This window comes from Streptomyces sp. NPDC029041 (genome assembly GCF_040637515.1).
Classification (GTDB): domain Bacteria; phylum Actinomycetota; class Actinomycetes; order Streptomycetales; family Streptomycetaceae; genus Streptomyces.
Map to the genome: position 1 here is coordinate 223850 of NZ_JBEZWO010000003.1, position 25227 is coordinate 249076.

Sequence of the window (25227 nt, forward strand, 5' to 3'; positions counted from 1 at the left end):
GAACGGGCGCCGAGCGCACAGGCGACGCGGCCGGCCAAGGACGGCTGAGCCCGGAAGGCCGAACGGGCGCCGAGCGCACAGGCGACGCGGCCGGCCAAGGACGGCTGAGCCCGGAAGGCCGAACGGGCGCCGAGCGCACAGGCGACGCGGCCGGCCGGGGACTGCTGGTCGTCGGGGACGTCATCACGGATGTCGTCGCGCGGCATCGAGGGCCGCTCGCGGCCGGCACGGACACGGCTGCCTCGATCCGCACGGTGGCCGGTGGGGCGGGCGCCAACGTGGCGTGCTGGGCGGCCCACCGGGGTACGGCGGACGTGCGGCTGCTCGGACGCGTCGGGGCGGATGCGGCGGCCTGGCACGAGCGGGAGCTGGTCGCCCAGGGGGTGCGGCCCCAGCTCGTCGTCGACCCGCTGGCGCCGACCGGCACGGTGATCTGCATGGTCGACGGGGGCGCTTCGGCGGAACGGACGTTCCTCACCGACAGCGGCGCGTCACTACGGCTCGGACCCGCCGACTGGTCGGACGCGCTCCTCGACGGTGTGGCCCGGCTGCACCTCTCGGGTTACCTGCTGTTCTCCGGCCCGAGCCGGGCCCTGGTGTCGGTGGCCCTCGATGCCGCACGTGCGCGAGGCGTGCCCGTGAGTCTGGACCCGGCTTCAGCCGGCTTCCTGGCGGAGCTGGGCGCCGAGCGGTTCCTCGATCTCGTCGAGGGCGTGGACGTGCTGCTTCCCAGCCGCGACGAGGCGTGTCTGCTCACGGGGCTGGCGGACGCGGCCGAGGCGGCGGCCGAGCTGAGCCTGCGCGTGCCGCTGGTCGTCGCCAAGCAGGGCCACGAAGGGGCACTCGTGGCCCGCTCCGGGAGGGTGAGCGCCCGCGTCCCGGCCGTCCCGGCGACACCACGGGACACCACGGGGGCGGGTGACGCCTTCACCGGCGCGTTCCTCGCCGCCCTGCTCGCGGGTGCGGGGCCGGAGGACGCGGCCGCGGAAGGCTGCCGGGCGGGCGCGCGAGCGGTGGAGCAGGTGGGCGGCAGACCGCCCGTGCCGGGCTGAGGACCGCACCCGCTCCGGCTACTCCTTGCGCCCCCACGCCGAGATCATCGGTGCCGTCGTCAGATCGAGCACCCCGGACGCGACGTTGTCCAGATGCCGGTCGATGTCCTGGTCCGTGGCGAGGCCGGCGGTGACGAGCTGGTCGCGGATCTGGCGGATCGTGACCGACTCCAGGGCCGCGCAGGCGGGTGAGGCGAGCGGGAAGTAGGCATCGGCCTGGACCCGGGTCAGTCCGGCGTTGCGGAGCAGCCGCGGCAGGGTGCGGCCGCAGGGCAGGTCGGTCCCGCGATCGGCGAGCAGCCGGCGGAAGGCCTGCCGCAGCCGGTTCGCGAGCTGCTGCTCGGGGCCGTGCTCGTCGGGGCAGAGAAAGGGCTGCAGCGCGGGGTCGGCGTCCTCGACGAGGAGGCGCCCGCCGGGGCGCAGTGCCGCCGCCATGGAGCGCAACGCCCCTTCCCGGTCGGTCACGTGGACGAGGGCGAGGCGGGCGTGCACCAGGTCGAAGCCCTCCCCCGGTGGCTCCTGCGCGCCGAGGTCGTGGAGCCGCACCTCGACGGGTGGCCGGGCGACGGAGGCGAGCCGGGAGGTGTCGGTGTGGGTCGCGACGACGCGTCCCGTCGGGCCGACCTTCTTGGCCAGCCAGGACACCACGGAGGTGCCTGCGCCGACCTCCCAGCACCGCCAGCCGGATCCGATGCCGAGGGCTTCGAGGTGGCGGAACGTCGTGGGGTCGAAGAGGGCGGCGAAGGCACTGAAGTGCTCCGCGGCCTCGGTCTGCCGGTTAGCCAGGAGGTACCCGTCGGTTCGCGTCATACGACGATCATCCCATTTGCCCGACTTGCTCTTAGCCGTCGACGCTCCGGCACGGAGCACCGCGTCGGCACACGGCACGGCGGCTGATGCTGTCGGCACGCAACACGGGCCGTCGGGCGCACGCGGCACGCGGCACGCGGCACGCGGCACGCGGCACGCGGCACGGCGGCTGATGCCGTCACAGCGGAGAACCATTGACGCGTCCGTTCGAGAACCGTCCGGTCAGGACATGCGTCCCTACGGCAGGACAGCGGCGCCGGCGGGTCGTTCGTCCACAGGCGGGAACGAAGCGGAAGGGACCTTGTCGACCTTGTCCACAGGCTTACCCGCAGCTCACGCGGGCCTGGCAGACTGGCGCGCCAAGGCGCGGGAACGGCGCGAGAAGTTCCATGCAAGGAGAGCCGGATGTCCATGGCTGGGAATCTGCGGAGGGTCACGAGCCTCGGCGGGGTCGGTGGCCTTCGCAAGGTGGCGCGGCTGGCCAGACGACGTCCGCGCGTCGATCTGAGCCACCCGGCCCGGTCCCCGCTGGGCTCCTCGGTGGTGAACTGCGTGACGTACCGGGACGGCGTCCGCACCTCCGCGCGCGGCGATCTGGTGGACACGGTGGAGCGGGTGCGCAAGAGCCGGGAGGGTTTCGTCTGGCTCGGTCTGCACGAGCCCACGGACCAGGAGTTCGCGGGCATCGCCGAGCTCTTCGATCTGCATCCGCTGGCCGTCGAGGACGCGATCGAGGCTCATCAGCGGCCCAAGCTGGAGCGCTACGGCGAGACGCTCTTCGCGGTGTTCAAGACGGTCTGCTACGTCGAGCACGAGGAGCTGACGGCCACCAGTGAGGTCGTGAACACCGGCGAGATCATGGTGTTCGTCGGCGCGGACTTCGTGATCACGGTGCGGCACGGCCGGCACGGCTCACTGGGCCCGCTGCGCGAGGAGCTGGAGTCCGATCCCGGCCAGCTCGCCAAGGGCCCGTCGGCGGTGCTGCACGCGCTCGCGGACCATGTGGTGGACGACTACCTGACGGTCACGGACTCGGTGCAGGCGGACATCGACCAGGTCGAGACGGACGTGTTCTCGGAGTCCGGTGCGCGCACCGACCCGGGGCGCATCTACCAGCTCAAGCGTGAACTGCTGGAGCTGAAGCGGGCGGTGGTTCCGCTCAGCCGGCCGCTGGAGGATCTCGCCACCCGGCCGATCCGGGCGGTCGATCCGGAGATACAGGCGTACTTCCGTGACGTCTCGGACCATCTGCTGCGGGCGAAGGAGCAGATCGCCGCCTTCGACGAACTGCTCAACTCGATCCTCCAGGCGCACCTCGCGCAGGTCACGGTCGCGCAGAACGAGGACATGCGGAAGATCACGGCGTGGGCCGCCATCGTCGCGGTGCCGACGATGGTCTGCGGGGTCTACGGCATGAACTTCGACCACATGCCGGAGCTGCACTGGCGGTACGGCTACGGCTTGGTCCTCGGCGTGATATCCGTCGCGTGCCTCGCCCTGTACCGGGGGTTCCGGCGCAGCGGCTGGCTCTGACACGGGCCGGGCCCTGCGAGGGGCCTTGGGGCGCGGTGCCCGCGGGGGTGATCCGGGCGGTCAGTGCATGGCGGTCGTGGCGTAGACGCTCTCCGCCCAGGAGGCGATCTGGTCCTTCGCGAGATGCCGGGCCAGGTCGGCCTCGCTGATCATGCCGACCAGGCGCTTGTCCCGGATGACGGGCAGTCGGCGGATCTGGTGCTCCTGCATCTCGTGCAGCACCTCGCCGACATCGGCGTCGGCGTCGATCCAGCGGGGCGTTCCCTTGGCCATCTCGCCCGCGGTGACCCGGGCGGGGTCGTGGCCCATGGCGACACAGCCGACGACGATGTCGCGGTCGGTGAGGATGCCGCAGAGCCGCTCGTTCTCGTCGCTGATGGGCAGGGCGCCGACATTGAGTTCGCGCATGAGCTGGGCGGCACGGTCGAGTGTTTCATGAGCGGGGATCCACTGGGCGCCGCGGTGCATGATGTCTCCGGCGGTGGTCATGGTGTACCTCCCGGTGCCGGACGGCCGGCGCGGAGCGGGACGCACCGCGAGTCCCGGCGCCCTTCATTCTCGCCGCGCGGCCGGATGCCCGCACACGGAAGGAACACGCGTCACCGGCACCGTCCCGCCTCAGCCGTTCCACGCCGGATGACGCGGGTCGTCGGCCCGTACCAGGACGTCCGCCGTCTCCACCGGATCCGTCTCGTGCCCGTAGCGCTCGAAGGCGGGGAGGGTCCAGTGCTCGGCCTCGGGGGTGCGGCGGCGCAGGGCACCCCGGGAGAGGAGGACGTGGACGCTCAGATCGAAGGGGAACCAGTGCCGGAGGAGGAAGGGTCCATGCAGCAACAGCACACCGCCGGGCGGGAGTTCGGCATAGGGGCTGCGAGTGGCGCGGTCGGCGGCCGGATCCCACAGGTCGGGCAGGACGCGGCCGTCGCCGTCGGCTCCGAGCGGGCCGAACACCTCGCGCCACAGGGCGCCCGTGTCGTACCAGCCGCTGTAGTAGGCCTCGACGTCCTGGCGGCCGTACTCCAGTCGTACGGAGGCGGGGCGCAGGAAGCCCTCGGTGCCCACGACGAGACAGGAGCGGCCGCGTATGCGCAGCGCCTCGCGGACGCGGCGGGCGAGGTCTCCTGGGCGGGCGGCCGGGGCCCCGTCGAAGGCGATGCGCGGCCAGGGGCTGCCGTCGGCGGGCTCCAGATCGAGCAGGCGCTCGGCGAGCAGGTCGCCGAGCCGTTCCCAGGTGATCGCTTCGAGTCGCACACGGCCCATGATGCGTCAGGCGGGGGCAGGGGGCGTCCCCCCGTCCGTCGCCTCGGCGGAGCAACGGGCGGATCGCCTGGATCCGTCCTGAAGTGCGCAGTTCGGGCTGCCGCCGCGGGGAATGCATCACGTATGGTCCCCCGCGCCTCGCTCCCGCTCCGCACCGGGCTCCTCGTCTTCCAGCCCCTCAAGTGGCGCTCCTGCGCCGAATGCCGCCGGGGGCCGCTACCGCTGCTGGTCCTGGAGGACGGCGCCCCGCGCTGCCTGGACTGCGCCGACCTCGCGCACCTGGTGTTCCTCCCGAGTGGCGACACCGCACTGACCCGCAGATCGCGGGAGGAGAGCACGCTGTCGGCGGTGGTCGTCCGGTTCAACCGGCGCAAGAGCCGGTACGAGCGGCAGGGTGTCCTGGTCGAGGAGGCTGCGCTCGCGCGGGCCGAGCAGCGGTGCCTCGCGGACGCCGAGGCGAGACGGCGGCGCCGGGTGCGGGACGCGCGGCGGCGGGCGGCTCAGGACGCCCTGTTCGCCCAGGCGTTCGCGACGGAGATACTCCGGCTCTTTCCGGGATGCCCGGCCGATCGGGCCCGGGCCATCGCCCTGCACGCCTCGGAGCGGGGCAGCGGGCGGGTGGGCCGCAGCGCGGCGGGGCGTGCGCTCACCGAGGGTGCGGTGACCTCGGCGGTCGTGGCGTCCGTACGGCATCTGGACACGCCGTACGACCGGCTGCTGATGAGCGGCGTGCCGCGCCACGAGGCCCGGCGGCGGATCGCGGCGGCGGTGGCGACGGTGCTCCGGGGGTGGGCCGAGGAGGAACTCGGTTCCGCGGGGTGATGTGAGGCGGTCGACGGGCAGACCCGCCGCGCGCCCGCACCGGCCGCTCGACGGGCCGTGCGAGAAGGGCCGCCCGGCGGACCGTGACGAGGGCTGCATGGCGGACAGCGAGACAGGGGCCCTTCGGCGGACCGTGGGCGTGTGGTCACGGACCCGTGCCGCTCGGCCATGATCACTGTGCTCGTGCGGTATTTCGCTTGTGCTGAGGAAGGGTGCCGGGCAGGATCCCGGCTCGACGGGCGGGAGAGGGACATGATCGACGGACCGTACTTCGTACTGACAGTGCTGGGGGTGCTGGGGACCGGCCTGGTGGCCGGCGTGTTCTGCGGGTTCTCGACCTTCGTGATGCGGGGCCTCGGCACGCTGCCGCCCGCACAGGGGGTCGCCGCGATGAACGCGATCAACGCGGCCGCGGTGGCTCCGCCTTTCATGATCGTGTTCCTCGGATCCGCGGCGCTGTGCGCGGTGATCGCCGTGGTGACGTTCGTGCTGTGGCCGGACGAGGGCACGGTGGAGCTGCTGGTCGGCAGCGCCCTGTACCTGTTCGGGTCGTTCGGGCTGACCATGGTCGCGAACGTGCCGCGCAACGACGCGCTGGCGGGGCTGGAGCCGGACACACCTCAGGCGGCGGCGTACTGGCCGGCGTATCTGCGGGAGTGGACGCTGTGGAACCACGTCCGCACGGCCGCCTCGGCCGGTGCGGCGCTGGCGTACGTGCTGGCACTCACCTGACACCGGCGGCCCACCAGAATCCGGTGCCACGCGGCGACAGGCACCGGCCGGGAGGCGGACGTATCGTGGCGAAAAGAGTGCCGCACGACGAGTGAGAAGTGTGCCGCCCGACGCCGTACGGCCCGTCCCCCGCGCACGCAAGGAAGCCGGCCATGGCCGATCCCAAGGGTTTCATGACCACGCCCCGCCAGGACTGGCCGCGCAGGCCGGTCGAGGAACGGGCGCGGGACTGGGACGAGGTCCATGTCCCGGGGGCGCTGCTGCCCATCATCAGCGAGCAGGCCGACCGTTGCATGGACTGCGGCATCCCCTTCTGTCACGACGCCTGCCCGCTGGGCAACCTGATCCCCGAGTGGAACGACCTGGTCTCCCGGGAGGACTGGCGGGCGGCCTCCGACCGGTTGCACGCGACGAACAACTTCCCGGAGTTCACCGGCCGGTTGTGCCCGGCTCCGTGCGAGGCGGGGTGTGTGCTGGCGATCAACCAGCCGGCCGTCACGATCAAGAACGTCGAGTGTGCCATCGCGGACCGGGCCCAGGAGGAGGGCTTCGCACCGCCGATGCCACCGGAGCGGCTGTCCGGCAAGACGGTCGCGGTGATCGGCTCGGGCCCGACGGGGCTGGCCGCGGCCCAGCAGCTGACGCGGGCCGGGCACACGGTCGCCGTGTACGAGAGGGACGACCGGATCGGCGGACTGCTGCGGTACGGCATCCCGGCGTTCAAGATGGAGAAGCACCATCTGGAGCGTCGGCTGGAGCAGATGCGGGCCGAGGGGACGAAGTTCCGGACGTCGACCGCGGTCGGGCGGGACATCGGGGCCGAGGAGCTGCGGACCCGCTACGACGCCGTCGTGCTCGCCACCGGGGCGACCGCCTGGCGTGAACTGCAGGTGCCGGGGCGGGAGCTGACGGGGATCCACCAGGCGATGGAGTACCTGCCGCTGGCCAACCGGGTGCGTGAGGGTGATCTGGAGACGTCTCCCTTGTCGGCCGCGGGGAAGCACGTGGTCATCGTCGGCGGCGGCGACACCGGGGCGGACTGCCTGGGCACGGCGGTCCGGGAGGGCGCGGCGTCCGTCACCCAGCTGGACATCTACGCGCTGCCGGGCGCGGAGCGCGACGAGGAGACCGAGCCCTGGCCGACGTACCCGATCCGGGTCTACCGGCTCTCCGCCGCTCATGAAGAGGCCCGTGACCTGCGGACCGCTCCGGTCGCGAACGCGGACGCGCGGCTGTTCGCGGCATCCACGCTGCGCTTCGACGGCGACGCCCAAGGGCACGTGCGATCGCTGCACCTGGTCGAGGTGGACGCGCGGCGCCGCCCCGTGGAGGGAACCGGGCGGACGCTCCCCGCCGACCTCGTCCTGCTCGCCCTCGGCTTCTCCGGGCCCGACCGGGAGGACGGGCTCGTCGACCAGCTGGGGCTGGAGATGGAGCCCCGCGGGACGATCGCGCGGGACTCGCGCTTCGCCACGAACGTGCCCGGGGTGTTCGCAGCGGGCGACGCGGCACGGGGGCAGTCGCTCGTCGTGTGGGCGATCGCCGAGGGGCGGGCGGTGGCGGCCGCCGTCGACCGTCATCTGACGGGCAGTTCGAGGCTGCCGGCGCCGATCGGGCCGTACGACCGCCCCATGGCGGTGTAGGCCTCGGTCCCGCCCACCGGAGGATCACCGCTCGTCCGTCCCCGCGGCCTTCCCCGTCGACAGCGCCACCCGGTTCCACGTGTTGATCGTGCAGATCAGGGCGATGACCTGGGCCAGTTCCCGTTCGTCGAACCGCGCGGCCGCCTCCGCGCAGACGTCGTCCGGGACGCCGGCGTCGGCGACGAGCGTCAGCGCGTCCGTGAGGGCGAGGGCCGCCTGCTCCCGCTCGGAGAAGAAGTGACGGGCCTCGCGCCACACGGCGACCATGTGCAGCCGGTCCTCGCTCTCACCGGCCTTGCGGGCGTCGTTGGTGTGCATGTGGAGGCAGTACGCGCAGTGGTTGAGGTGCGAGGAACGGATCTGGATCAGCTCCACCAGGGCCGGGTCGAGGCCGTCGCGGGCGGCGGCGTCGAAGGCGATGAGGGCCCTGAAGGCCTTCGGGGCGGACGCGCCGAAGTCCAGCCTCTTCGCCGTCCCGAGGGTGCTCTTCGTGCTCGTGTGCGTCGTCATGCCCTTCAACCTACGAGCCGGAAAGACCCGCTGTAGGGTGCATTTCCATGGTGGATTCGTGGGTCAATGCGGCGGAGCGCATCGGGTCCGACCTGCATCTGGAGCTGACCGGGCCGGGCGGCCGCAGGGCGGCGCTGATCCGGGCCCTGCGCGAGGCCGTCCGCGGCGGGCGGCTCGCCCCGGGCACGCGGCTGCCGCCGTACCGCTCGCTCGCGGCGGACCTCGGTGTCGCCCGCAACACGGTGGCGGACGCGTACGCGGAGCTCGTCGCGGAGGGCTGGCTCACGGCCCGGCAGGGCTCGGGCACCCGGGTCGCGGAACGGGCCGAGCCGCTGCGGCCCGCCGTCCGTGTGCCGAGGAAGGCGCCTCCACGCGAGCGTGGTCCGCGGCACGACCTGACGCAGGGCACGCCGGACGCCTCGGCCTTCCCGCGCACCGCCTGGCTGACCTCCTACCGGCGGGCCCTCCAGCAGGCGCCCCACGAGGTGTTCGGGCCGGGCGACCCCGCGGGGCGGCGGGAGCTGCGGGAGGCGCTCACGGAGTACCTGGCACGCGCCCGGGGCGTGCGGACCGCGCCGGACCGGATCGTGGTCTGCTCCGGTTTCGCGCACGCGCTGCGGCTGCTGTTCGGCGGCGGCGTCCTGCACGGGCCCCTGGCGGTGGAGGCGTACGGCCTCGGGTTCCACCGGGAGGTCCTGGCCGCGGCCGGAGTGCGGACCGTGCCACTCCCCCTCGACGAAGACGGCGCCCGGGTCGACCGGTTGGGGCGCGAGCGAGCCGTACTGCTCACGCCGGCGCACCAGTTCCCGACCGGCGGCCCGCTGCACCCCGCGCGCCGGGCCGCCGTGATCGACTGGGCACGCGCGCGTGGCGGGCTGGTCCTGGAGGACGATTACGACGGGGAGTTCCGCTACGACCGCAAGCCGGTCGGCGCGGTCCAGGGACTCGACCCCGAGCACGTGATCCACATCGGCTCGGTGAGCAAGAGCCTGTCGCCGGCGGTACGGCTGGGCTGGATGGTGCTCCCGGAGCGGTACGTCGGCTCCGTGCTGGACGCCAAGGGCGAGCGCGAGGCGTGGGCGAGCGTCCTCGACCAGCTGAGCCTGGCGGACTTCATCACCTCGGGGGCGTACGACCGGCACGTGCGGCGGATGCGGCAGCGGTACCGCGGCCGCCGGGACCGGCTCGTCGCCGCGCTCGCCGAGTACGCGCCGCACATCGAGGCCACCGGCATCGCGGCCGGCCTGCACGCGGTGCTGCGGCTGCCGCCCGGCACCGAGGCGTCCGCGGTCAAGGCCGCCTCCTGGCAGGGCATCGCTCTCGACGGCCTCGCCGCATTCCGGCATCCGGAGAGCGGCATGACGGTGGGCGACGGGCTCGTCGTGGGGTACGCGACCCCCTCCGAGCACGCCTACGGGCCGGCCCTGGAGGCGCTGTGCGGTGTGCTGCCGCCGCCGTGACCGGACCGAAGCGGAAATCCGGGAGCCCCGAGATGCCTAAGCCTTGCGTGCGACGGCCCCGTAGCCCGGGATCACCCCGTCGTCCTGCCCGGGCACGGGCTCGCCCAGCTCGGGGTGCCAGCGGTGGGGCACCTCGACGCCGGGATCGACGAGGTCGAGGCCGTCGAAGAAGCGGGTGAACTCCTCGCGGGAGCGCAGAGCCAGGGTGACGCCGGCGGCGCGCAGCTTCTCGGTGGCCGCCTTCGACTCCTCCGGGGTGAAGTCGGCGGTGGCGTGGGTCATCACCAGGTGGCTGCCGGAGGGCAGTTCGGCGAGCAGGCGGCCCACCAGATCGTGGGCGCCGTCCTCGTCGGGGACGAAGTGCAGCAGCGCCACCAGCGACAACGCGACGGGCCGGCTGAAGTCGAGGATCTTCCTCGCGCCCTCCAGGATGGCGTCCGGGTCGCGCACGTCTGCCTGGAGGTACTCGGTCGCGCCCTCGTCCGTGCCGCGCAGCAGGGCCGCCGCGTGGGCCAGGACGATGGGGTCGTTGTCGCAGTAGACGACCCGGGCGCCGGGCGCCGTCTCCTGGGCGACCTGGTGGAGGTTGGGCTCGGTGGGGATGCCGGTGCCGATGTCGAGGAACTGCCGTACGCCGTTGCGGGCCAGCCAGCGTGTGGCGCGGTGCATGAAGGCGCGGTTGACCCGGGCCATCACCGGCACCCTGGGGTCGAGGGTGAGCATCTGCCTGCCCATCTCCTCGTCGACCGGGTAGTTGTCCTTGCCGCCGAGGTACCAGTCGTACATCCGCGCGGGATGGGGTCTGGTCGTGTCGATCTGGACGGCCGAGGTGGGGTCCTGCCCGGTCATGAGGCACTCCGTAAGGCGCAAGGGACGGTCAATTCAGCACCAGCGTAGGAAGGTTGAGGGCAGAAAGCGGCACGTACGCATCAGGAGAGCAGGAAGTCCGCCTCCCCCGACTTCGCCCCCTCGATGAAGGCCGTCATCTCGTCGGTGGTGTAGATCAGCGCCGGCCCGTCCGGGTCGGTGGACTGACGAAGGGCGATCCGGCCGTCGGCGAGCTTCATCGCCTCCAGGCAGTTGCCTCCGTTGCCGCCGCTCCACGGCTTGTGCCAGCCTTCGCTGCCCAAGTCGCGCGCGGGCATGCCGTTGTAGACGTGTTTGCGCGGCTTGATGCGATCCATTCACAGCTCCTTGCGGAGATCCCGGAGGATCTCCTTCGTGCGATGTGCCGTAGCGGCCTGCGCCGCCATGCGGTCCATGACCTCGAGGTGGGTCGCCACCTCGGTGCGCGCGTCGAGGTAGACGGCGCCGGTCAGGTACTCGCTGTAGACCATGTCCGGCAGTTCGGGCATGGCGAATCGGAACAGCACGAACGGCCCGTACGTGCCCGGGTGCGGGCCGTTGGCGAACGGGGCGATCTGCAGCGTCACGTTGGGCAGCTTCGTGGCGTCGAGCAGTTTGTCGATCTGGGCCCGCATCACTTCCGGGCCGCCGGCCGGGCGCCGCAGCGCGGTTTCGTCCATCACGACCCACAGCCGCGGAGCGTCCTCGCGGGTGAGCAGGTCCTGGCGCTGCATGCGCAGGGCGACATGGCGCTCGATGTCGTCGGGCCGGGTCTGGCCGATGGCGCCCGAGCGGAGAACCCCGCGCGCGTAGTCCTCGGTCTGCAGCAACCCGGGGACGAAATGGGGCTCGTAACTGCGGATGACGCTGGCCGCGCCCTCCAGGCTCACGTACATCGAGAACCAGCCGGGCAGGATGTCGTGGAAACGCTGCCACCAACCGGGCCGATTGGCTTCCTCGGCCAGCAGAACGAAGGCCTCGGCCTCCTCGTCGGAGATCCCGTAGGCCTTGAGGAGCAGTTGCAGGTACGGAATTTTGAGCGCGACCTCGGCCATTTCCATGCGGCGGACCGTGGCGGGGGCGACGCGGAGGATGCGCGCGGCCTCCTCGCGCTTCATTCCGGCGCGTTCCCTCAGGTCCAACAGGCGTCGGCCGAGAACGACCTGACCGACCGTCGGCGCGGACCGCGGTTCACTCACGCTCCACCTCCAGGAAGAGTTCTGACGAGCCGGTCACACCAAACGCTGACAGCCCGGCGGCGCCATTCGAGAACCCTTTCGAAGAACTGATTCGAACAAAGATTTCGAACGCATCTTCGACGATCTCAACTGGCGCCGCGCGGGGTGCTGTTGCCAGCAGTGTGCCACGGCCTTCCAGACCGTCACACAGCACTCTGCAATTTTCAGAGTGACACTTGCCAAGTGTTCACGGCGCGGCGATAGTGGCAAGCGTGATTCCGTCCGCGCCCTTAGGAACAGACGCCGCCGCAGGCCCTGCCGGGCTTGATGCCGCCCCGGAAGAGGCCCCCCTCGGGGCCGCTGCCGAGCGCCGGTTCCGTTTCGAGCTGGCCGCACATCCGGGTTCTCCGGCACAGGCCAGACGCCTGACCCGAGCCCGGCTGACGGGCTGGTCGGTGTGCGAGGACACGTGCGACAGCGCGGCCCTGGTGGTTTCCGAACTGGTCACCAACGCCATCGTGCACACGGCGAGCACCCACATAGTGTGCGAGCTGCACGACGGTGACGACCTGGTGCGGATAGCCGTGCGCGACGAGGGCTGCGCCCCTGGCCAGCCCCACGCCGCCAGCCGGACACGGCCCGAGGAGGAGCACGGGAGGGGACTGCTCCTCGTCGACGCCCTCTGTCATTCCTGGGGCGCCCATGAGAACGGCCCCGGGCTGCTGGTCTGGGCCGAGCTGCCACGCACGGCGGACCTGCCGGGCGATCCGGCCGAGCCCTGTGACGACCTGGGCTGGGGCGCCCGCCCGAAGCGCGGCCCCGCCGATGACCAGGACGACGGAGAGGGGACACACCGGGAGGCCCGCCGCACGCGCGGAGTCCCGGAGGTTCCCCCGCAGAAGAACCGCCGAGAGACGGGGCGCGCATGAGCCCCGCGCGGGGAGGACGCGTGCTGAACCTGGACACGCTGCTGCGCGTGCGCCACGAGCTGCGGGCACCCGGTCCGGTCCTGCGGCTGCCCGTGCCCGACGGCATGACGGCCCCGCTGGGCTGTGACGCGGTCGCCGTCCCCGCCGCGCTCGGCCCGCTGGTCATGCCGCGGCTGCCCCGCGTGGGCTGCGTCTACGCCGACGAGACACACTGGTGGTGGCTGGTGCCGTCCGATTCCGACCACGCCCTGGAGTGGCCCGCCCCGGCGCGGTATGTCATCGGCGCGGCCGTCCCGGACCTGCCGGAGATTCCCGACCTGATCCACCGCCCGGACGGCACCCTCCCGTACACCCCGCCGATACCCCTCTATCTGGCGCTGTGCCGCACGACGGGCACGGCACCCTCCTGGTCCCGTCCGGTCAGCGCGTAGGCGTCCCCGTCCGGTCAGCCCGAAGACGACCCCGTCCGGCCAGCCCGAAGACGACCCCGTCCGGCCAGCCCGAAGACGACCCCGTCCGGCCAGCCCGAAGACGACCCCGTCCGGCCAGCCCGAAGACGACCGCGCCCGGACCCGCACGGCCGGCCTCGCCCGCCCCGCTCCACCTCCGTACGACCGGCACGGCACGGCCAGCCGTCCGCGCCACCCCGCCCTACGGCCGGCCTCCCGCACGGCCGGCCCGCGCACCGCCGCCGCTCCTCCCTCCCGGCCGCTCCACTCATCCCGGCGCATGCGCCCGTCCCCCGCCACCCCGCACCCCCGCGCCGCCCCGCACCCCCTGCGGCCAGGTCGTGCGCCCGCGCGCATCCGGCGCCCCGGGCTACGCCCTGCCCCGGACGGAGTTCGCCCGGCGATAGTGGCCGTTCGTGCAGGAGCGGGCCCGAGCGGGGGAGGTCGGTCGACTGTGGGGAAGAAGCGGACCGCGCCGGAGGTGTCCGAGTCGGAGCGGCTGCTCTTCGGCGGGCCGCTGCGCTACGACATGGGCTGGAACAGCCACGCCGAGGCGTTCCTGGAGCTGAACTTCCGCGCCATGATCACCCGGTTGCCGTCCCTGCTCGCGGCCAGCCTCCGGCTCGCCCGCCAGGCCGACCGGGGCGCCGCGCGGATCGTGCTGGCCGCCGAGGCCGGCCGCGGCGTGGCGCAGGCGGTGAGCCTGCTCGCGGTGAACAGCGTGCTGGCCCGGCTGATGGGCGGTGGCGGAATCGACGAGCGGTTGCGCGGAGCCGTCCCCGCCCTGGTCACGGTGGCCGTCGTGATGTTCCTCGCGGCCCTGCTGCGTGCCGCGAGCACCTATGCCACCGGCCGGCTGGAGCCCAAGGTCGAACGTGTGGCGACGGAGCAGTACCTGGAGCGGGCCGCGGCCGTGGAGCTGGCCGCGATCGAGGACCACGCCTTCCACAAGCTGCTGGACACCGCGCAGTACGGCGCCGCCTCCGCGCGCCGGATGATCTCCTACGGGACACGCGTGATCAACGCGATGATCTCGCTGGTCGCGGCGGCTGGCGTGCTGACCGTGCTGCACCCCGCCCTGCTGCCGCTGCTGGTCACCATGACCCTGCCGAGCGCCTGGAGCGCGCTGACCGTCGCCCGGCGCCGCTACGAGTCCTTCCACGCCTGGGTGCAGCACGCCCGCGCGGGCCGGCTGCTCGGCAGCCTGCTGATCGAACCCGAGGCGGCCCCCGAGATCCGGGTGCACGGGGTGGGCGCCTTCCTGCTGCGGCACTTCCGCGCGATGTCGGAGACGGCCGAGGCCGAGCAGGCCCGCCTGGCGAGGCTCGCCGCGCGCACCGGCCTGATCGCGGCGGCGTGGACGGGCCTGGCGACCGTGGCCACGTACGCGACGCTGGGCGGGCTGCTGCTGGCGGGCGCGATGGCCCTGTCGGTGGCGGGTACGGCCGTGATCGCGATCCGGACCGGCTCGCAGAGCCTCGACACGCTGGTGGTGGAGGTCAACGCACTGCACGAGGAGGCGCTCTTCGTCGGCGATCTGCACCGGCTGTACACCGAGGCGGACCAGTGGGCGATCCCGGCGGGCGGCACACGGCTGCCGGAGGATCCGCGCGAGATCCGCTTCGAGAACGTCACCTTCCGCTACCCGGGCGAGTCCGCCCGCCCCGCCCTCGACGACGTGACGCTCAGCCTGCCGCTGGGCCGGATCGTGGCCCTGGTCGGCGAGAACGGCTCCGGCAAGACCACCCTGGTCAAGCTGCTCGCCGGGCTCTACACCCCGGAGCGGGGGCGCATCCTGTGGGACGGCGTCGACGCGTCGACCGCGGACCGGCACCTGCTGGCCGAGCGGATCGCGATGGTGGCGCAGGACTTCAAGCGGTGGCCGTTCACGGCCCGGGTCAACGTCGCCCTGGGGCGTACGTCGATGCCCGTATGCGAGGACCGGCTGGCCGCGTCGATCGCCGAGGCCGGGGCGGAGACGGTGGTCGCGGACCTGCCGCGCGGGCTGGACACGCTGCTCGCCCGCAACTTCAGCGGCGGGCACGAGCTGTCGGGCGGCCAGTGGCAGCGGCTGGGCATCGCCCGGGCGGCCTATCGCCGGGGCCGCATCCTGATCGTGGACGAGCCGACGGCGGCCCTGGACGCCCGGGCCGAGCTGGAGGTCTTCGAGCGGATCCGCGCCCTGGCCGACAGCGGCCAGACGGTCGTACTGATCACGCACCGGCTGGCGTCCGTGCGGCACGCGGATCTGGTGCACGTCCTGGACCAGGGCCGGCTCGTGGAGTCGGGGACGCCGGACGAACTGCTGGCGACCGGCGGGCTCTACGCCGAGCTGTACGCGCTCCAGGCGGAGCAGTTCGCCTCGTCACCCGCGCCGGCCGGGAAGGTGCCGGCGCCGAAGGCGGGCTGACGGCGACGCGTCAGGCCGTGGCGTCGGCCGCGTCGCCGCTGCGCACGATCACCAGGAACATGTCCGTGGCCAGGTCCATGACGACCTCGGCAGGCAGGCCCTCGCTGCGCCGCGCCTGCGCGAATTCCTCCGCAGGCCAGGAGCCGCGCGGCCCACCGGCGGGAAAGCGCTCGAGCACCGTTCGCCCGTTCACCCTGCACCTCCATGTAGCGCTGTACTCGTAGAGTTAAACGCCAACGATGGGGTGAACGGCTCGCGAAGTGACGGTTCTGAGACGTACTTGACACGCGTTCACCGCTAAGTGTGACCAACTTCTCAGCCTCTTGGCGCATGTGTTCACTTTCCGTACCAGTCGTCGCACCCCTCGTGACGACACCCGCTCTCACTTCCCGCAGGCGCCACAAAGCCCTCTGCGCACCTCTTTGGTTCCGGGGCGGCGCGGATGCTCTTGATCGTCGTGCACGAGGGCCGTGGATGCGCTGATGATGAGCTCGGCGGGACCGTCCGCGGCGGAAGGCGTCACATCGCCGACGTGCGACGCGTGGCAGGGCGGCATGAGCCGAACCGCACATCCCGTCACCACTGCGTCGCGGGGCGGGCCGGGCGGGCACCCTGGCCTCACCACCCCGACTGTCGGCTTCTGAAAGGAGCCCGGCATGCTCCTCGGCACCTGGAATCTGGAGAATCTCTACGAGCCCGGCGGCCCGTACGGCCCACAGGACGAGGCGGGGTACGAGGCGAAGCTCGCCGCGCTCGCCGCCGTGATCACCGAACTCGATCCGGTCCTGCTCGGCGTGCAGGAGGTCGGGGACCCGCAAGCCCTGAAGGATCTCGCCGGGATGCTCGACGACGACTGGCATGTCGCCGTGTCCGAGCACGCGGACAGCCGGGGCATACGGGTCGGCTTCCTCAGCCGTACCGCGATGACGGTGGTGGCCGACACGCGGGCGTTCCCGGGGGAAGTGCGTCCCGTGCAGGCGGACGACTCGGGGCTGACGGCGGGGGAGGCCGGGCGGGGCCTCCTGGCGGTCGAGGTCGAGGGCGGGAACGGGCCGCTGTGGGTGGCCGTCTGCCATCTGAAGTCCAAGCTGCTGTCTTACCCGGACGGTCGTTTCCAGCCCCGCGACGAGGGTGAACGTGCCCGCTACGGCGCCTACGCCCTGTACCGGCGGGCCGCCGAGGCGACGGCCCTGCGCGCCCTCGCCGACCGGCTGCTGGCCGAGGACGGGCAGGAGCGGGACGTGGCGGTGCTGGGCGATCTGAACGACGAGGTGCAGGCGGCGACCACACAGATCCTGCTCGGCCCGCCCGGCTCCGAGCTCGGCACACCGGGCTTCGACCGGCCCGACCGGGGCGACGCGACCCGCTTGTAGGACGTGGCCCCGCTCATCCCGCCGGGGCAGCGCTGGTCCCGGGTGAACTCCGGGCGGCGCGAGCTGATCGACCACGTCCTGCTGAGCCACCGTCTGGTGCGCCGGGTGACGGCGGCGGGCACGGGCCTGCCGGGCGAGGGCCCGCCCGGCCTGCCGTCGGTCGGCCCGGACCCGGTGGAGCGGCGGGGCGAGCCCGGATCGGACCACGCTCCGGTGTGGGTGCGGGTCGGCGGCTGAGTACCGTTGACGGCACGGCGTCGGCGTGCCGGCCGTCGCCGCCGGCGCGGGCGCCACGACCGCCACCGCGCACTAGCCGGTGACGTGCCGGGCGTGGCGGCCGGCGAGGGGGGTCCGCGGCGGCCGCAGGCCCATGTCTTCCGCCCGTCCGGTGAGTTCGGTGAGGACGGCCGTGAGGCGCTCCTGGTGGCGGGGCCCGATCCGGCCCGTGTCGTCGAGGTGCACGGCGCAGGCGGTCGTGGTATCGACGAGGCGTTCGAGGAGGTCGGCCACCCGGTCCGCGCCTTCGGTGTGCCGGGCGAGGGCGGGCAGTTCGTGGGCGGCGCGGGAGATGGCCGCACGGGCCTCGGCCAGAGTGCGGTAGGCCTCGCGGCGCAAAGTCCAGCGGGTGGCGCGGTTTCCGGAGGGGGTGCCGGGGGTCCCGATGCGGGGGGCGTCGGCCTCGTCGAGCACGTGCGTGAGGTAGGCGTAGGCGGCCTCGTTCGCCGCCACGAGCCGGGCGCGCACTCCCCCGCCGCGCTGGCCGGGCATCGGCAGGTGCCCGACGATCAGCACGATGGCGCAGGCCAGCAGCGTCTCGCCGATCCGGCCGGCGGAGGCCTGGGGCTCGCCGCCGACCATGACGAGCGCGAGGACCAGGACGGTGACGACGGCGGTCTGGGCGGCGAAGTGCCGGGTGGCCACGGGTATCAGCGCTCCGCTGAGGGCGACGAGCGCGATGAGCCCTTCGGGATGGGGCAGGACGGCGGCGAGCCCGGCGAAGAGCAACGCCCCGAGGACGGTCCCGGCGGCCCGGTTCAGCACGCGCGACGCCAGCGGACCGAGGTCGGGCTTGACCAGGAAGACGGCCGTGGCGGGCAGCCAGTACCAGTGCTCGTGCTGCCCGTACCACTGGCCTCGGTGCAGCGCCTGGGCGACCGCCGAGCCGGCGCCGAAGCAGAGGGCGACGCGCAGCCCGTACTCGCGTCCGGCACTGCCGAAGACGGTCCGCAGCCGGTCCCGGGCGCTGCGGGACCGGGTGTGCAGATCGCCGCCGCGGCCCCGGTCGAACGCCTCGGCGGCGTGCAGCAGGGCATCGTCGAGGGCGCGCAGGGCGGGCGCCGAGCGGGAGGGTGCGGGCAGCGGCCCGGTGTGGGTGTTGCCGCGCACGGCGGCGGCGAGCCGCCGGGGACCTTCGGACGCGCGCTCGGTGACGGCCTCCCCGGCCCAGGCGAGGGCGGTGGCGGCCTCCGCGAGGGGCAGTGCCGCGGCGTACTGCGCGTGCAGCCGCCGTTCGGCGGAGGAGGAGGCGTATCTGCGCAGCCGGGGCCCGGCGAGGGCGTCCTGGGCATGGTCGAGGGCGGCGGTGAGCGCTGCGCGGCGGCGGATGGCGTCCGGCCCGCCGACGGCGTCGAGCAGTTCGGCGACGGCCTCGTACACACCGGCCACGGCCTGCCGCTCCCCGTCGAAGCGGAAGTCACCGGCGAGGGAGCCGGGCGTGGGCAGGGCGAGCCGCAGCACGAGCAGCCACCCCGCGCCGACGAGGAAGGCGAGCGCGCGCAGCCAACCGGGCTCGGGCAGGGGCATTCCGGCACCGATCGCCGAGCCGACCAGCAGCTGCGTTCCGGCGGCCGACGCGACGGGCCCGACGGCGCTCATCCCCCCGGCGGCGAGCCCGACCACCGTCAGCACGACGGTGAGGACGACCGCCCCGGTCTCCTGCCCGGTGTAGGTCCCGACCACGAGGCCCGTCGCACCGGCCAGGGCGGGCGCTCCGATGCGCTTGACCGACAGGCGCCGGCTCCCGGACCGGTCGTTGATCCCGGCGAGCATGGCGGCGATGGCGGCGACGACTCCGAGGGAGGAGAGACCGGTCTGCACGGACACGAGCAGAAGGGGCCCGGCGGACAGGGCTCCCCGGGTCACCGCGTTCCAGGGCACCGGTCCCCGCTGGGCACGCAGGGCGTGCGCGAGCCAGGGCGGAAGCTCAGGGGCGGTGCGGCGGGACACGGAGCTCCTGTCGTCTCGGCGAGGGCAGGGGTGAGCCTTCGGGCGACGGCGGCCGGGGCGGGGTGTGGCTGTCCACGGTAGGCGGTGTTCCTGGAGGACAGGTTTCCGGAACGTGTCGGGCGGCCCGGAAACGGTGTTCTTTATGTACGCAACCAAGAGGCGCTTCATGTACGCAACCAAGAGGTGCGCCATCAAGCACGGGCCGCGGCAACCTTCTCGGGCCCGGTGACCACTGGGGGGCCGAGAGTGCGTGTTCTCCCGAACCACGCAAGGACCCGAAGGACTGGTCCGTGGCATCCCCGTCCCACCGCCGTCCCGTCCGCAAGCGGCGCACGGCCCTCGTCTTCGCGGTCGCCGCGGCAGCCGCGGGCCGGATACCGGTCACCTGGAGCCTGCAGAGCCCCGCCACCTCCCAGCCGCTCTCGATCCGCTACAAGACCGGCTCCAGCACCCACTGGTGCGGCATTCAGGCACTGGGCCACCGCAATCCGCCGGCCCGGCTGGGGGTCAGGATTGGCAGCGGCTGGCCCCGGCTGCCCCGTACCGACTACAACTACTTCCTCTCCCCCAGCGGCAGCGGCTGCGGCGGCTAGCTCAGGCTCACCGACATCCACGGCGAGCAGCTCACCGTCGACGGCATCGCGATCCGCCCGGACGTGGTGCAGCCGACCCGCGTGCAGTTCACCCGGCGGTGACGGCTGCCACCGCCCGGGCGAGGAGGGGCTCCGTGTCGGTGACGGCCCGGACGAGCACGGCCGGATCGTCCGTCAGGTCTCCGAGAGTGGCGTCCACCTGACCCAACCCGGCCCGTGCGACCAGCCCCTTCTCGTTGGTGACCCACTCCCCGCGCGCGGCCAGCACCGCGTGCGCGGTCTGGGTCGTGGCGAGCGCGATCGCGCCCGCGACCTGGGTGACGGCGCTCTTCGGGGCGTGGCCCGCCTTGGCGTAGGCGAGGGTGGCCGCGGCCATGCCGTGCCAGTGCGCGGGGGCGCTCTCGCGCAGGGCCCGCGGATAGGCGTCCGGGCGGGTCAGTTCGCCGCGCAGCACCCGGTTGACCGCGAGTTCGGCGACGAGCAGGTACGTCGGGATGCCCGCCAGGTGAAACATGAGGGGCTCGACGCGGAAGCGGCCCGCCTCCGCTTCCGCCGTCTCGCGTTCGACCACGTCCAGGTCGCGGTAGTGAACGTCCACGGAACGGCCGTCGATCGTCAGCCAGGCACCCCCGTTGAAGACGCCGCCGCCCCAGGCGCCGAGCTCGCCGACCTCGCCCTCCCAGCCGGCCGCGCGGAGGCCGGCGGGGTCGAAGGCGCCCCGGTAATAGACCGCCAGGTCCCAGTCGCTGTCGGGCCGTTCGGTGCCCTGGGCCCGGGAGCCGCCGAGGGTGACGGCCTCGACAGCCGGCAGGGCGGCCAGGCGGTCGGCGGTGGCGGCGAGGAAGGCGTGGTCCGGGAGGGTGGGCACGGCGGCTCCTGGGCAGAGGGGACCTGGACGGAACGGGTCCTGGGCAGGCGGGACTCGGACAGCCGCAGCCGGGACCGGGGCAGCGTAGGGGGAAGGCCCGGTCGCCGGGTACCGAAATACGGGTGCGCGCACGCGCCCCTCCCCGCATGATCGGTGGGTCGTGCCGCCGCCCGCAGATCGGAGCCCTCACGTGATCCGCCGCGTCACCGTCCCGAACCTCTTCCCGCCGCCCACCTACTCCCACGCCTCCGTCGTGGAAGCCGGCACGCGGCTGGCGTTCCTCGCCGGCTCCGTACCGCTGAGCCCCGACGGCACGCTGGTGGGGCCCGGCGATCCCGTACGGCAGGCGGAACAGGTCATCGCCAACCTGCGCGAGCAACTGACGGCCGTCGGCAGCGATCTGGAGCACGTGGTGGCGACCGACGTGTACGTGGTGAGCGGCGACCCGGCCGTGCTGTCCGCCGTCTGGAGCGTGGTCGAGGCCTCCGGCCTCAGTAGGGGGCCGCATTCGTCGACGCTGATCGGCGTGGCGTGTTTGGGGTACACGGGTCAGCTGGTGGAGATCACGGCGACAGCCGTCGTTCCCGAGTAGGCCGACAACCGGCGGTCGTTTCCGAGCAGGCCGACAACCGTCGGTCGTTTCCGAGTAGGCCGACAACCGTCGGTCGTTTCCGAGCAGGCCGACAACCGTCGTTTGCCGAGCGGACGGGGACCGCCGTGTTGTTCGAGCACCGCGGGCGGCGTTGACCGGTGACGCGGTGCTCGTCGGCCCGGCGTGAGCTACCGCCCGGGGGGCCTCCCCCACACCCTCCGTTTCGGCAGCGGCCCGGCGTAGCTCCCGACCCGGCTCGTCGTCAGGCCCAGCGCCACCAGCGATTCCGCAAGTCTGACCGCCGCTGCGACCCCGTCGACGACCGGCAGGCCGAGTTTCCGGCCGACGACCCGCTGCAGCCCCGTCATGCCGGCGCAGCCCAGGACGAGCACCTCCGCCCCGGCCGCGCAGGCCCGTTCGGCGGCGGCCAGGAACGCCGTCTCGGTCCGCTCCGCGTCACCCAGGTCGAGCACGTTCAGGCCGGTGCCGACGATCGCCGCGCAGTTGCGCGCCACACCGGCCGCCGCCAGGCTGTCCTCGATCTGGCCGCACGAGCGCTCCAGGGTGGTCACGACGCCGTAGCGGCGGCCCAGCAGGCAGGCGAGGTGCGCCGCGGCCTCGGTGATGTCGACGACGGGCACGTCGACCAGTTCCCGTGCGCCCTCCCTCCCGTGCTCCCCGAATCCGGCCATGACCACGGCGTCGTACGGGGGCCCGTCGTAGGTGCGCAGCGTGTCCAGGACGGCGGCGGCGGACAGGTAGCTGTCGAGCCAGCCCTCCGCGGACGCCGGTCCCCAGGCGGGGGTCAGTCCGGTCACGGTGGTGCCCGGGCCTGCCGCGGCCCGGGCACCTCGTACGATCTCCTCGGTCATCTCCTGCGTGGTGTTGCAGTTGGTGACGACGATCCGCACGTCTCTCAGACCTCCGCGGTCACGCGCTCGGGACGGCACAGGGCCGCGTACAGCCCGGCGGCGAGCGCCGTGCCGATGAACCAGGAGTACGGAGCCACGTCGCTGAAGGTCGTCACCAGCGCGAGCACCGCCGCGACACCGGCCGCCGGCAGGAACGCCCACAACGCCTTGGGGTTGAAGCCCTTGCGGTAGTGGTAGCGGGCGCCGGGAGAGGCGTCGAACAGCTCGTCGACGTTCACCCGGCCGCGCTTGACCCAGTAGTAGTCGACCATGATCACGCCGAACAGCGGTCCGAGGAAGGCGCCGAGGCCGCCGAGGAAGTAGTTCACGACGGTCGGGTTGGAGAAGAGGTTCCAGGGGGTGACGAGCAGCGCCGCGACGGTGCTGATCATGCCGCCGATCTTGAAAGTGATCTTCTGCGGCCACACGTTGGCGAGGTCGTACGCCGGTGAGACGAAGTTGGCGACGATGTTGACGCCCATGGTGGCGATGGCGAAGGTCAGCGCGCCCAGCACCAGCACCCAGGTGTTGCCGATCTCGGCCACGAGGTAGGCCGGGTCGGTGATCTCCTTGCCGAAGACCTCGAAGGCGCCCGCCGTGACGATGACGGACACGATCACGAAGGCCGTGGAGTTGATCGGCAGGCCCCAGAAGTTGCCGCGCTTGACGGACTTGTAGTCGGGCGCGAAGCGGGAGAAGTCACAGAAGTTGAGCATCAGGGTGCCGTACGTGGCGAGGACCAGGCCGATCGCACCGAACCACTGGCGCCACTGCTCGCCGACCGAGACCGGGTGCGGGGTCGAGGTCAGGGAGATCGTCCAGCCCGCCTTGGCGAGGATCCACACGGCCAGCGCGATCATCACGAGCCAGATCGCGGGGCCGCAGAAGTCCTGGAACTTGCGGACCGACTCCATGCCCCGGCTGATGATCGCCGCTTGGACCAGCCACAGGGCGACGAAGGAGACCCAGCCGAGCGCGTCCAGGCCCAGGAACGAGTTGTGCGTCCACGACTCCAGGCCGGGCCAGGCCGCCAGCAGCATCACGTTGACGGCGACGGAGGCGAGGTAGGTCTGGATGCCGTACCACATGATGGCGATCACGGCCCTGATCAGCGCCGGGATGTTGGCACCCCAGATACCGAAGGCGATCCGGCTCACGACCGGGAAGGGCACGCCGTGGCGCTGGCCGATCTTCCCCATCCAGTTCATGCCGATGTAGATGATCACGAACCCGACGAGCAGGGACGTGAAGATCTGCCAGACGTTCATGCCCAGGAAGAGCAGCCCGGCGGCGAAGGTGTAGTTGCCGAGGTTCTGGACGTCGGACATCCACATGGCGAAGAGGTCGAAGACCTTCCAGTTGCGCTTCCTGGCGGGCGCGAGGTCTTCGTTGGTGAGCCGGGGATCGGGGACGAACGCGGGGGTGCCGGTGGTCGCGGCACGATCGGCGAGGGACACGGGGCCTCCAGAGCAAGGGGACGGCGGAGGACTGCGCTGCGGGGGCTGCACGGCGTGTTTGGTATACCAAACTGCGCTCATGGTCTCGTCGTCAACCGTTCTGACGGATATCGCTCCTGTTAACGCTCCGTAAAAGACCCCTCGCGTCGGCGAGGATGACTGCATGACGAAGATCGAACCCCTGGGAGCGGTGCGCGAACGCGTCACGTCCGAACTGCGGCAGCAGATCATCGCGGGCGGTCTGCTTCCCGGCGACCGCCTGGTCGAGCGCGAGCTGGCGGAGCGCTTCGGCGTCTCGCGCGTGCCGGTCCGCGAGGCGATCCGGGCTCTGGTGGCCGAAGGCTTCGTCCACTTCGAGACGCCCCGCCGCACGGTGGTACGCCGTCTCACCCCGACCGACGTCAAGGAACTGTTCGAACTGCGAGAAGCCCTGGAGGTCTACGCCGCCGGACTCGCCGCCGCCCGAGCGACCCCGCGCGACCTGGCCGAGGTCCGGGAGCTGATCGACCGCGCGGCCGCCGCCACCGAGGCCGGGGACGCCGAGGCGATCACCGACGTCAACAGCCGGCTGCACGACCGCATCGTGGCGATGGCCGGCAACAGCCTGCTGACCGCGGCCCTGGAGCCGGTCGCCGGGCGGCTGCGCTGGATGACCCGGCGCAACGAGGAGTGGCCCCAGCTCCTCGTGGAACACCGCGAACTGTACGAGGCCATCGCCTCGGGCGACCCGGACCGGGCCCGCGCGCACGCGCTGACGCACGTGCGGACCAACTACCGCTCCACCGTCCGCCACCTGTTCGGCGAGGAGGCCGCTCCCTACCCGCCCGGGGAAGCGGCCGCTCCCTGACCGCCACGGGTCGGCAGCCCCGCCGCCCGCCCGGCCGTCCGCAGGACGTCGCGCAGCATGGCGGGGGTGAGCCGGCCGGTGAAGGTGTTGCGCTGGCTGACGTGGAAGCAGCCGAAGAGGTCAAGGCCGTCGAGGTGGAACCGGGCGCCGTGGGAGAAGGCGGGGCGTGGCCGGGGCACCGGCCAGCCGGCCTCGGCGAACGCGGGCAGCGCAGCCTGCCAGCCGAAACCGCCGAGCACCACCACGGCCCGCAGCGTCGGGCGCAGCAGCCGCAGTTCCTGCACGAGCCAGGGACGGCAGGTGTTCCGCTCCTCGGGGGTGGGTTTGTTGGCGGGCGGGGCGCAGTGCACGGGCGAGGTGACGCGCACACCGTGCAGCTCCAGACCGTCGTCGGCGTGCACGGCGGTCGGCTGGGAGGCGAGACCCACGTCGTACAGCGCCTCGTAGAGCACGTCCCCGGAGCGGTCTCCGGTGAACATCCGGCCGGTGCGGTTGCCGCCGTGCGCTGCGGGGGCGAGTCCGACGATCAGCAGCCTGGCGTCCGCCGGCCCGAAACCGGGCACCGGCCGGCCCCAGTACGTCCAGTCCGCGAAGGCGGCCCGCTTGACCCGGGCCACCTCCTCGCGCCAGGAGACCAGCCGCGGACAGGCCCCGCAGTCCGCGATGCGCCGGTCGAGGAGGGGAAGACCGCTGGCGTCCATCCCTCCACGGTAGGGGCGGCGGGGG

Annotated in this window: 25 protein-coding genes and 2 pseudogenes; 13 read left to right on the top strand and 14 right to left on the bottom strand. The window is 72.8% G+C overall.

Translation table 11 applies throughout. The features are described 5' to 3' along the window. Window positions 1-104 precede the first annotated feature (104 nt). Complete coding sequence (locus AB0F04_RS08265; RefSeq protein ID WP_362039789.1) at window positions 105-1052, top strand: sugar kinase; 948 nt, start codon at window positions 105-107, stop codon at window positions 1050-1052. Window positions 1053-1070: 18 nt separating this feature from the next. On the opposite strand, the gene AB0F04_RS08270 is transcribed toward AB0F04_RS08265, so the two are convergent. Next, window positions 1071-1862 (bottom strand): methyltransferase domain-containing protein, encoded by a 792-nt coding sequence (locus AB0F04_RS08270; RefSeq protein WP_362039079.1) that lies wholly within the window; start codon window positions 1860-1862, stop codon window positions 1071-1073. Window positions 1863-2267: 405 nt separating this feature from the next. On the opposite strand from AB0F04_RS08270, the gene AB0F04_RS08275 reads away from it, so the two are divergent. Further along, window positions 2268-3395: a magnesium and cobalt transport protein CorA gene (locus AB0F04_RS08275; protein ID WP_362039081.1), complete on the top strand. Its 1128-nt coding sequence runs from the start codon at window positions 2268-2270 to the stop codon at window positions 3393-3395. Window positions 3396-3455: 60 nt separating this feature from the next. On the opposite strand, the gene AB0F04_RS08280 is transcribed toward AB0F04_RS08275, so the two are convergent. Both AB0F04_RS08280 and AB0F04_RS08285 read right to left on the bottom strand, forming a co-directional pair. Continuing rightward, entirely contained in the window at window positions 3456-3884 is a 429-nt protein-coding gene (locus AB0F04_RS08280; protein ID WP_362039083.1) for a CBS domain-containing protein, read from the bottom strand. A gap of 129 nt (window positions 3885-4013) precedes the next feature. Then, on the bottom strand, window positions 4014-4655 hold the full coding sequence (locus AB0F04_RS08285; protein WP_362039085.1) for a uridine kinase: 642 nt from the start codon (window positions 4653-4655) through the stop codon (window positions 4014-4016). 123 nt (window positions 4656-4778) lie between these two features. On the opposite strand from AB0F04_RS08285, the gene AB0F04_RS08290 reads away from it, so the two are divergent. The 3 genes from AB0F04_RS08290 (at window position 4779) to AB0F04_RS08300 (ending at window position 7852) form a co-directional block, all read left to right on the top strand. Next, window positions 4779-5477 (top strand): DUF2293 domain-containing protein, encoded by a 699-nt coding sequence (locus AB0F04_RS08290; protein ID WP_362039088.1) that lies wholly within the window; start codon window positions 4779-4781, stop codon window positions 5475-5477. 252 nt (window positions 5478-5729) lie between these two features. Beyond that, complete coding sequence (locus AB0F04_RS08295; protein ID WP_362039091.1) at window positions 5730-6209, top strand: anthrone oxygenase family protein; 480 nt, start codon at window positions 5730-5732, stop codon at window positions 6207-6209. A gap of 152 nt (window positions 6210-6361) precedes the next feature. Further along, window positions 6362-7852: a glutamate synthase subunit beta gene (locus tag AB0F04_RS08300; RefSeq protein WP_362039093.1), complete on the top strand. Its 1491-nt coding sequence runs from the start codon at window positions 6362-6364 to the stop codon at window positions 7850-7852. 24 nt (window positions 7853-7876) lie between these two features. Here AB0F04_RS08300 and AB0F04_RS08305 read toward each other — a convergent pair whose 3' ends face one another. Further along, on the bottom strand, window positions 7877-8362 hold the full coding sequence (locus AB0F04_RS08305; protein ID WP_362039095.1) for a carboxymuconolactone decarboxylase family protein: 486 nt from the start codon (window positions 8360-8362) through the stop codon (window positions 7877-7879). Between the two features lie 47 nt (window positions 8363-8409). Here AB0F04_RS08305 and AB0F04_RS08310 point away from each other — a divergent pair, with 47 nt between their 5' ends. Continuing rightward, entirely contained in the window at window positions 8410-9822 is a 1413-nt protein-coding gene (locus tag AB0F04_RS08310; protein WP_362039096.1) for a PLP-dependent aminotransferase family protein, read from the top strand. A 36-nt stretch (window positions 9823-9858) separates the two neighbouring features. On the opposite strand, the gene AB0F04_RS08315 is transcribed toward AB0F04_RS08310, so the two are convergent. The 4 genes from AB0F04_RS08315 to AB0F04_RS08330 form a co-directional block, all read right to left on the bottom strand. After that, on the bottom strand, window positions 9859-10671 hold the full coding sequence (locus tag AB0F04_RS08315) for an SAM-dependent methyltransferase (RefSeq protein ID WP_362039098.1): 813 nt from the start codon (window positions 10669-10671) through the stop codon (window positions 9859-9861). 80 nt (window positions 10672-10751) lie between these two features. Further along, window positions 10752-11006 (bottom strand): DUF397 domain-containing protein, encoded by a 255-nt coding sequence (locus AB0F04_RS08320; RefSeq protein WP_033310663.1) that lies wholly within the window; start codon window positions 11004-11006, stop codon window positions 10752-10754. Next, the gene (locus AB0F04_RS08325) at window positions 11007-11867 is read right to left on the bottom strand and encodes a helix-turn-helix transcriptional regulator (protein ID WP_362039100.1); all 861 of its coding nucleotides are present in this window, start codon (window positions 11865-11867) and stop codon (window positions 11007-11009) included. Continuing rightward, on the bottom strand, window positions 11860-12060 hold the full coding sequence (locus AB0F04_RS08330; protein WP_362039102.1) for a hypothetical protein: 201 nt from the start codon (window positions 12058-12060) through the stop codon (window positions 11860-11862). Before AB0F04_RS08330 ends, AB0F04_RS08325 begins: the two co-directional genes overlap by 8 nt. A gap of 22 nt (window positions 12061-12082) precedes the next feature. On the opposite strand from AB0F04_RS08330, the gene AB0F04_RS08335 reads away from it, so the two are divergent. From AB0F04_RS08335 to AB0F04_RS08345, 3 genes are all read left to right on the top strand, one after another. Then, complete coding sequence (locus AB0F04_RS08335; RefSeq protein ID WP_362039104.1) at window positions 12083-12775, top strand: ATP-binding protein; 693 nt, start codon at window positions 12083-12085, stop codon at window positions 12773-12775. Further along, window positions 12772-13206: a hypothetical protein gene (locus AB0F04_RS08340; protein ID WP_362039106.1), complete on the top strand. Its 435-nt coding sequence runs from the start codon at window positions 12772-12774 to the stop codon at window positions 13204-13206. Before AB0F04_RS08335 ends, AB0F04_RS08340 begins: the two co-directional genes overlap by 4 nt. A gap of 472 nt (window positions 13207-13678) precedes the next feature. Further along, window positions 13679-15634: an ABC transporter ATP-binding protein gene (locus AB0F04_RS08345; RefSeq protein WP_362039108.1), complete on the top strand. Its 1956-nt coding sequence runs from the start codon at window positions 13679-13681 to the stop codon at window positions 15632-15634. Window positions 15635-15644: 10 nt separating this feature from the next. On the opposite strand, the gene AB0F04_RS08350 is transcribed toward AB0F04_RS08345, so the two are convergent. Continuing rightward, window positions 15645-15827 carry a hypothetical protein gene (locus tag AB0F04_RS08350; protein ID WP_053671240.1) on the bottom strand — a complete coding sequence of 61 codons (183 nt, stop codon included), beginning with the start codon at window positions 15825-15827 and terminating at the stop codon, window positions 15645-15647. Between the two features lie 463 nt (window positions 15828-16290). Here AB0F04_RS08350 and AB0F04_RS08355 point away from each other — a divergent pair. Beyond that, a pseudogene (locus AB0F04_RS08355) lies at window positions 16291-17244 on the top strand (endonuclease/exonuclease/phosphatase family protein). A 72-nt stretch (window positions 17245-17316) separates the two neighbouring features. On the opposite strand, the gene AB0F04_RS08360 reads toward AB0F04_RS08355, so the two are convergent. Further along, the gene (locus AB0F04_RS08360; RefSeq protein ID WP_362039110.1) at window positions 17317-19233 is read right to left on the bottom strand and encodes an FUSC family protein; all 1917 of its coding nucleotides are present in this window, start codon (window positions 19231-19233) and stop codon (window positions 17317-17319) included. Between the two features lie 332 nt (window positions 19234-19565). On the opposite strand from AB0F04_RS08360, the pseudogene AB0F04_RS08365 reads away from it, so the two are divergent. Beyond that, window positions 19566-19928 (top strand): annotated as a pseudogene (locus AB0F04_RS08365) (expansin EXLX1 family cellulose-binding protein); the annotation flags it as partial. Here AB0F04_RS08365 and AB0F04_RS08370 read toward each other — a convergent pair. Beyond that, entirely contained in the window at window positions 19915-20694 is a 780-nt protein-coding gene (locus tag AB0F04_RS08370) for a nucleotidyltransferase domain-containing protein (protein WP_362039112.1), read from the bottom strand. The pseudogene AB0F04_RS08365 and the gene AB0F04_RS08370 overlap by 14 nt on opposite strands. A gap of 190 nt (window positions 20695-20884) precedes the next feature. Between AB0F04_RS08370 and AB0F04_RS08375 the strand changes: the two genes are divergently transcribed. Next, window positions 20885-21286, top strand: coding sequence for a RidA family protein (locus AB0F04_RS08375; protein ID WP_362039114.1), 402 nt, complete (start codon window positions 20885-20887; stop codon window positions 21284-21286). Window positions 21287-21474: 188 nt separating this feature from the next. Here the strand turns inward: AB0F04_RS08375 and AB0F04_RS08380 are convergent, their stop codons facing one another. Then, window positions 21475-22197 (bottom strand): aspartate/glutamate racemase family protein, encoded by a 723-nt coding sequence (locus AB0F04_RS08380; protein ID WP_362039115.1) that lies wholly within the window; start codon window positions 22195-22197, stop codon window positions 21475-21477. Between the two features lie 5 nt (window positions 22198-22202). Continuing rightward, on the bottom strand, window positions 22203-23654 hold the full coding sequence (locus AB0F04_RS08385; RefSeq protein ID WP_362039118.1) for an NCS1 family nucleobase:cation symporter-1: 1452 nt from the start codon (window positions 23652-23654) through the stop codon (window positions 22203-22205). A gap of 163 nt (window positions 23655-23817) precedes the next feature. On the opposite strand from AB0F04_RS08385, the gene AB0F04_RS08390 reads away from it, so the two are divergent. Next, complete coding sequence (locus AB0F04_RS08390; RefSeq protein WP_362039120.1) at window positions 23818-24501, top strand: GntR family transcriptional regulator; 684 nt, start codon at window positions 23818-23820, stop codon at window positions 24499-24501. Here the strand turns inward: AB0F04_RS08390 and AB0F04_RS08395 are convergent. Then, on the bottom strand, window positions 24471-25202 hold the full coding sequence (locus AB0F04_RS08395) for a uracil-DNA glycosylase (RefSeq protein ID WP_362039123.1): 732 nt from the start codon (window positions 25200-25202) through the stop codon (window positions 24471-24473). The two genes, AB0F04_RS08390 and AB0F04_RS08395, sit on opposite strands and share 31 nt — an antisense overlap. Between the last annotated feature and the right edge of the window lie 25 nt (window positions 25203-25227).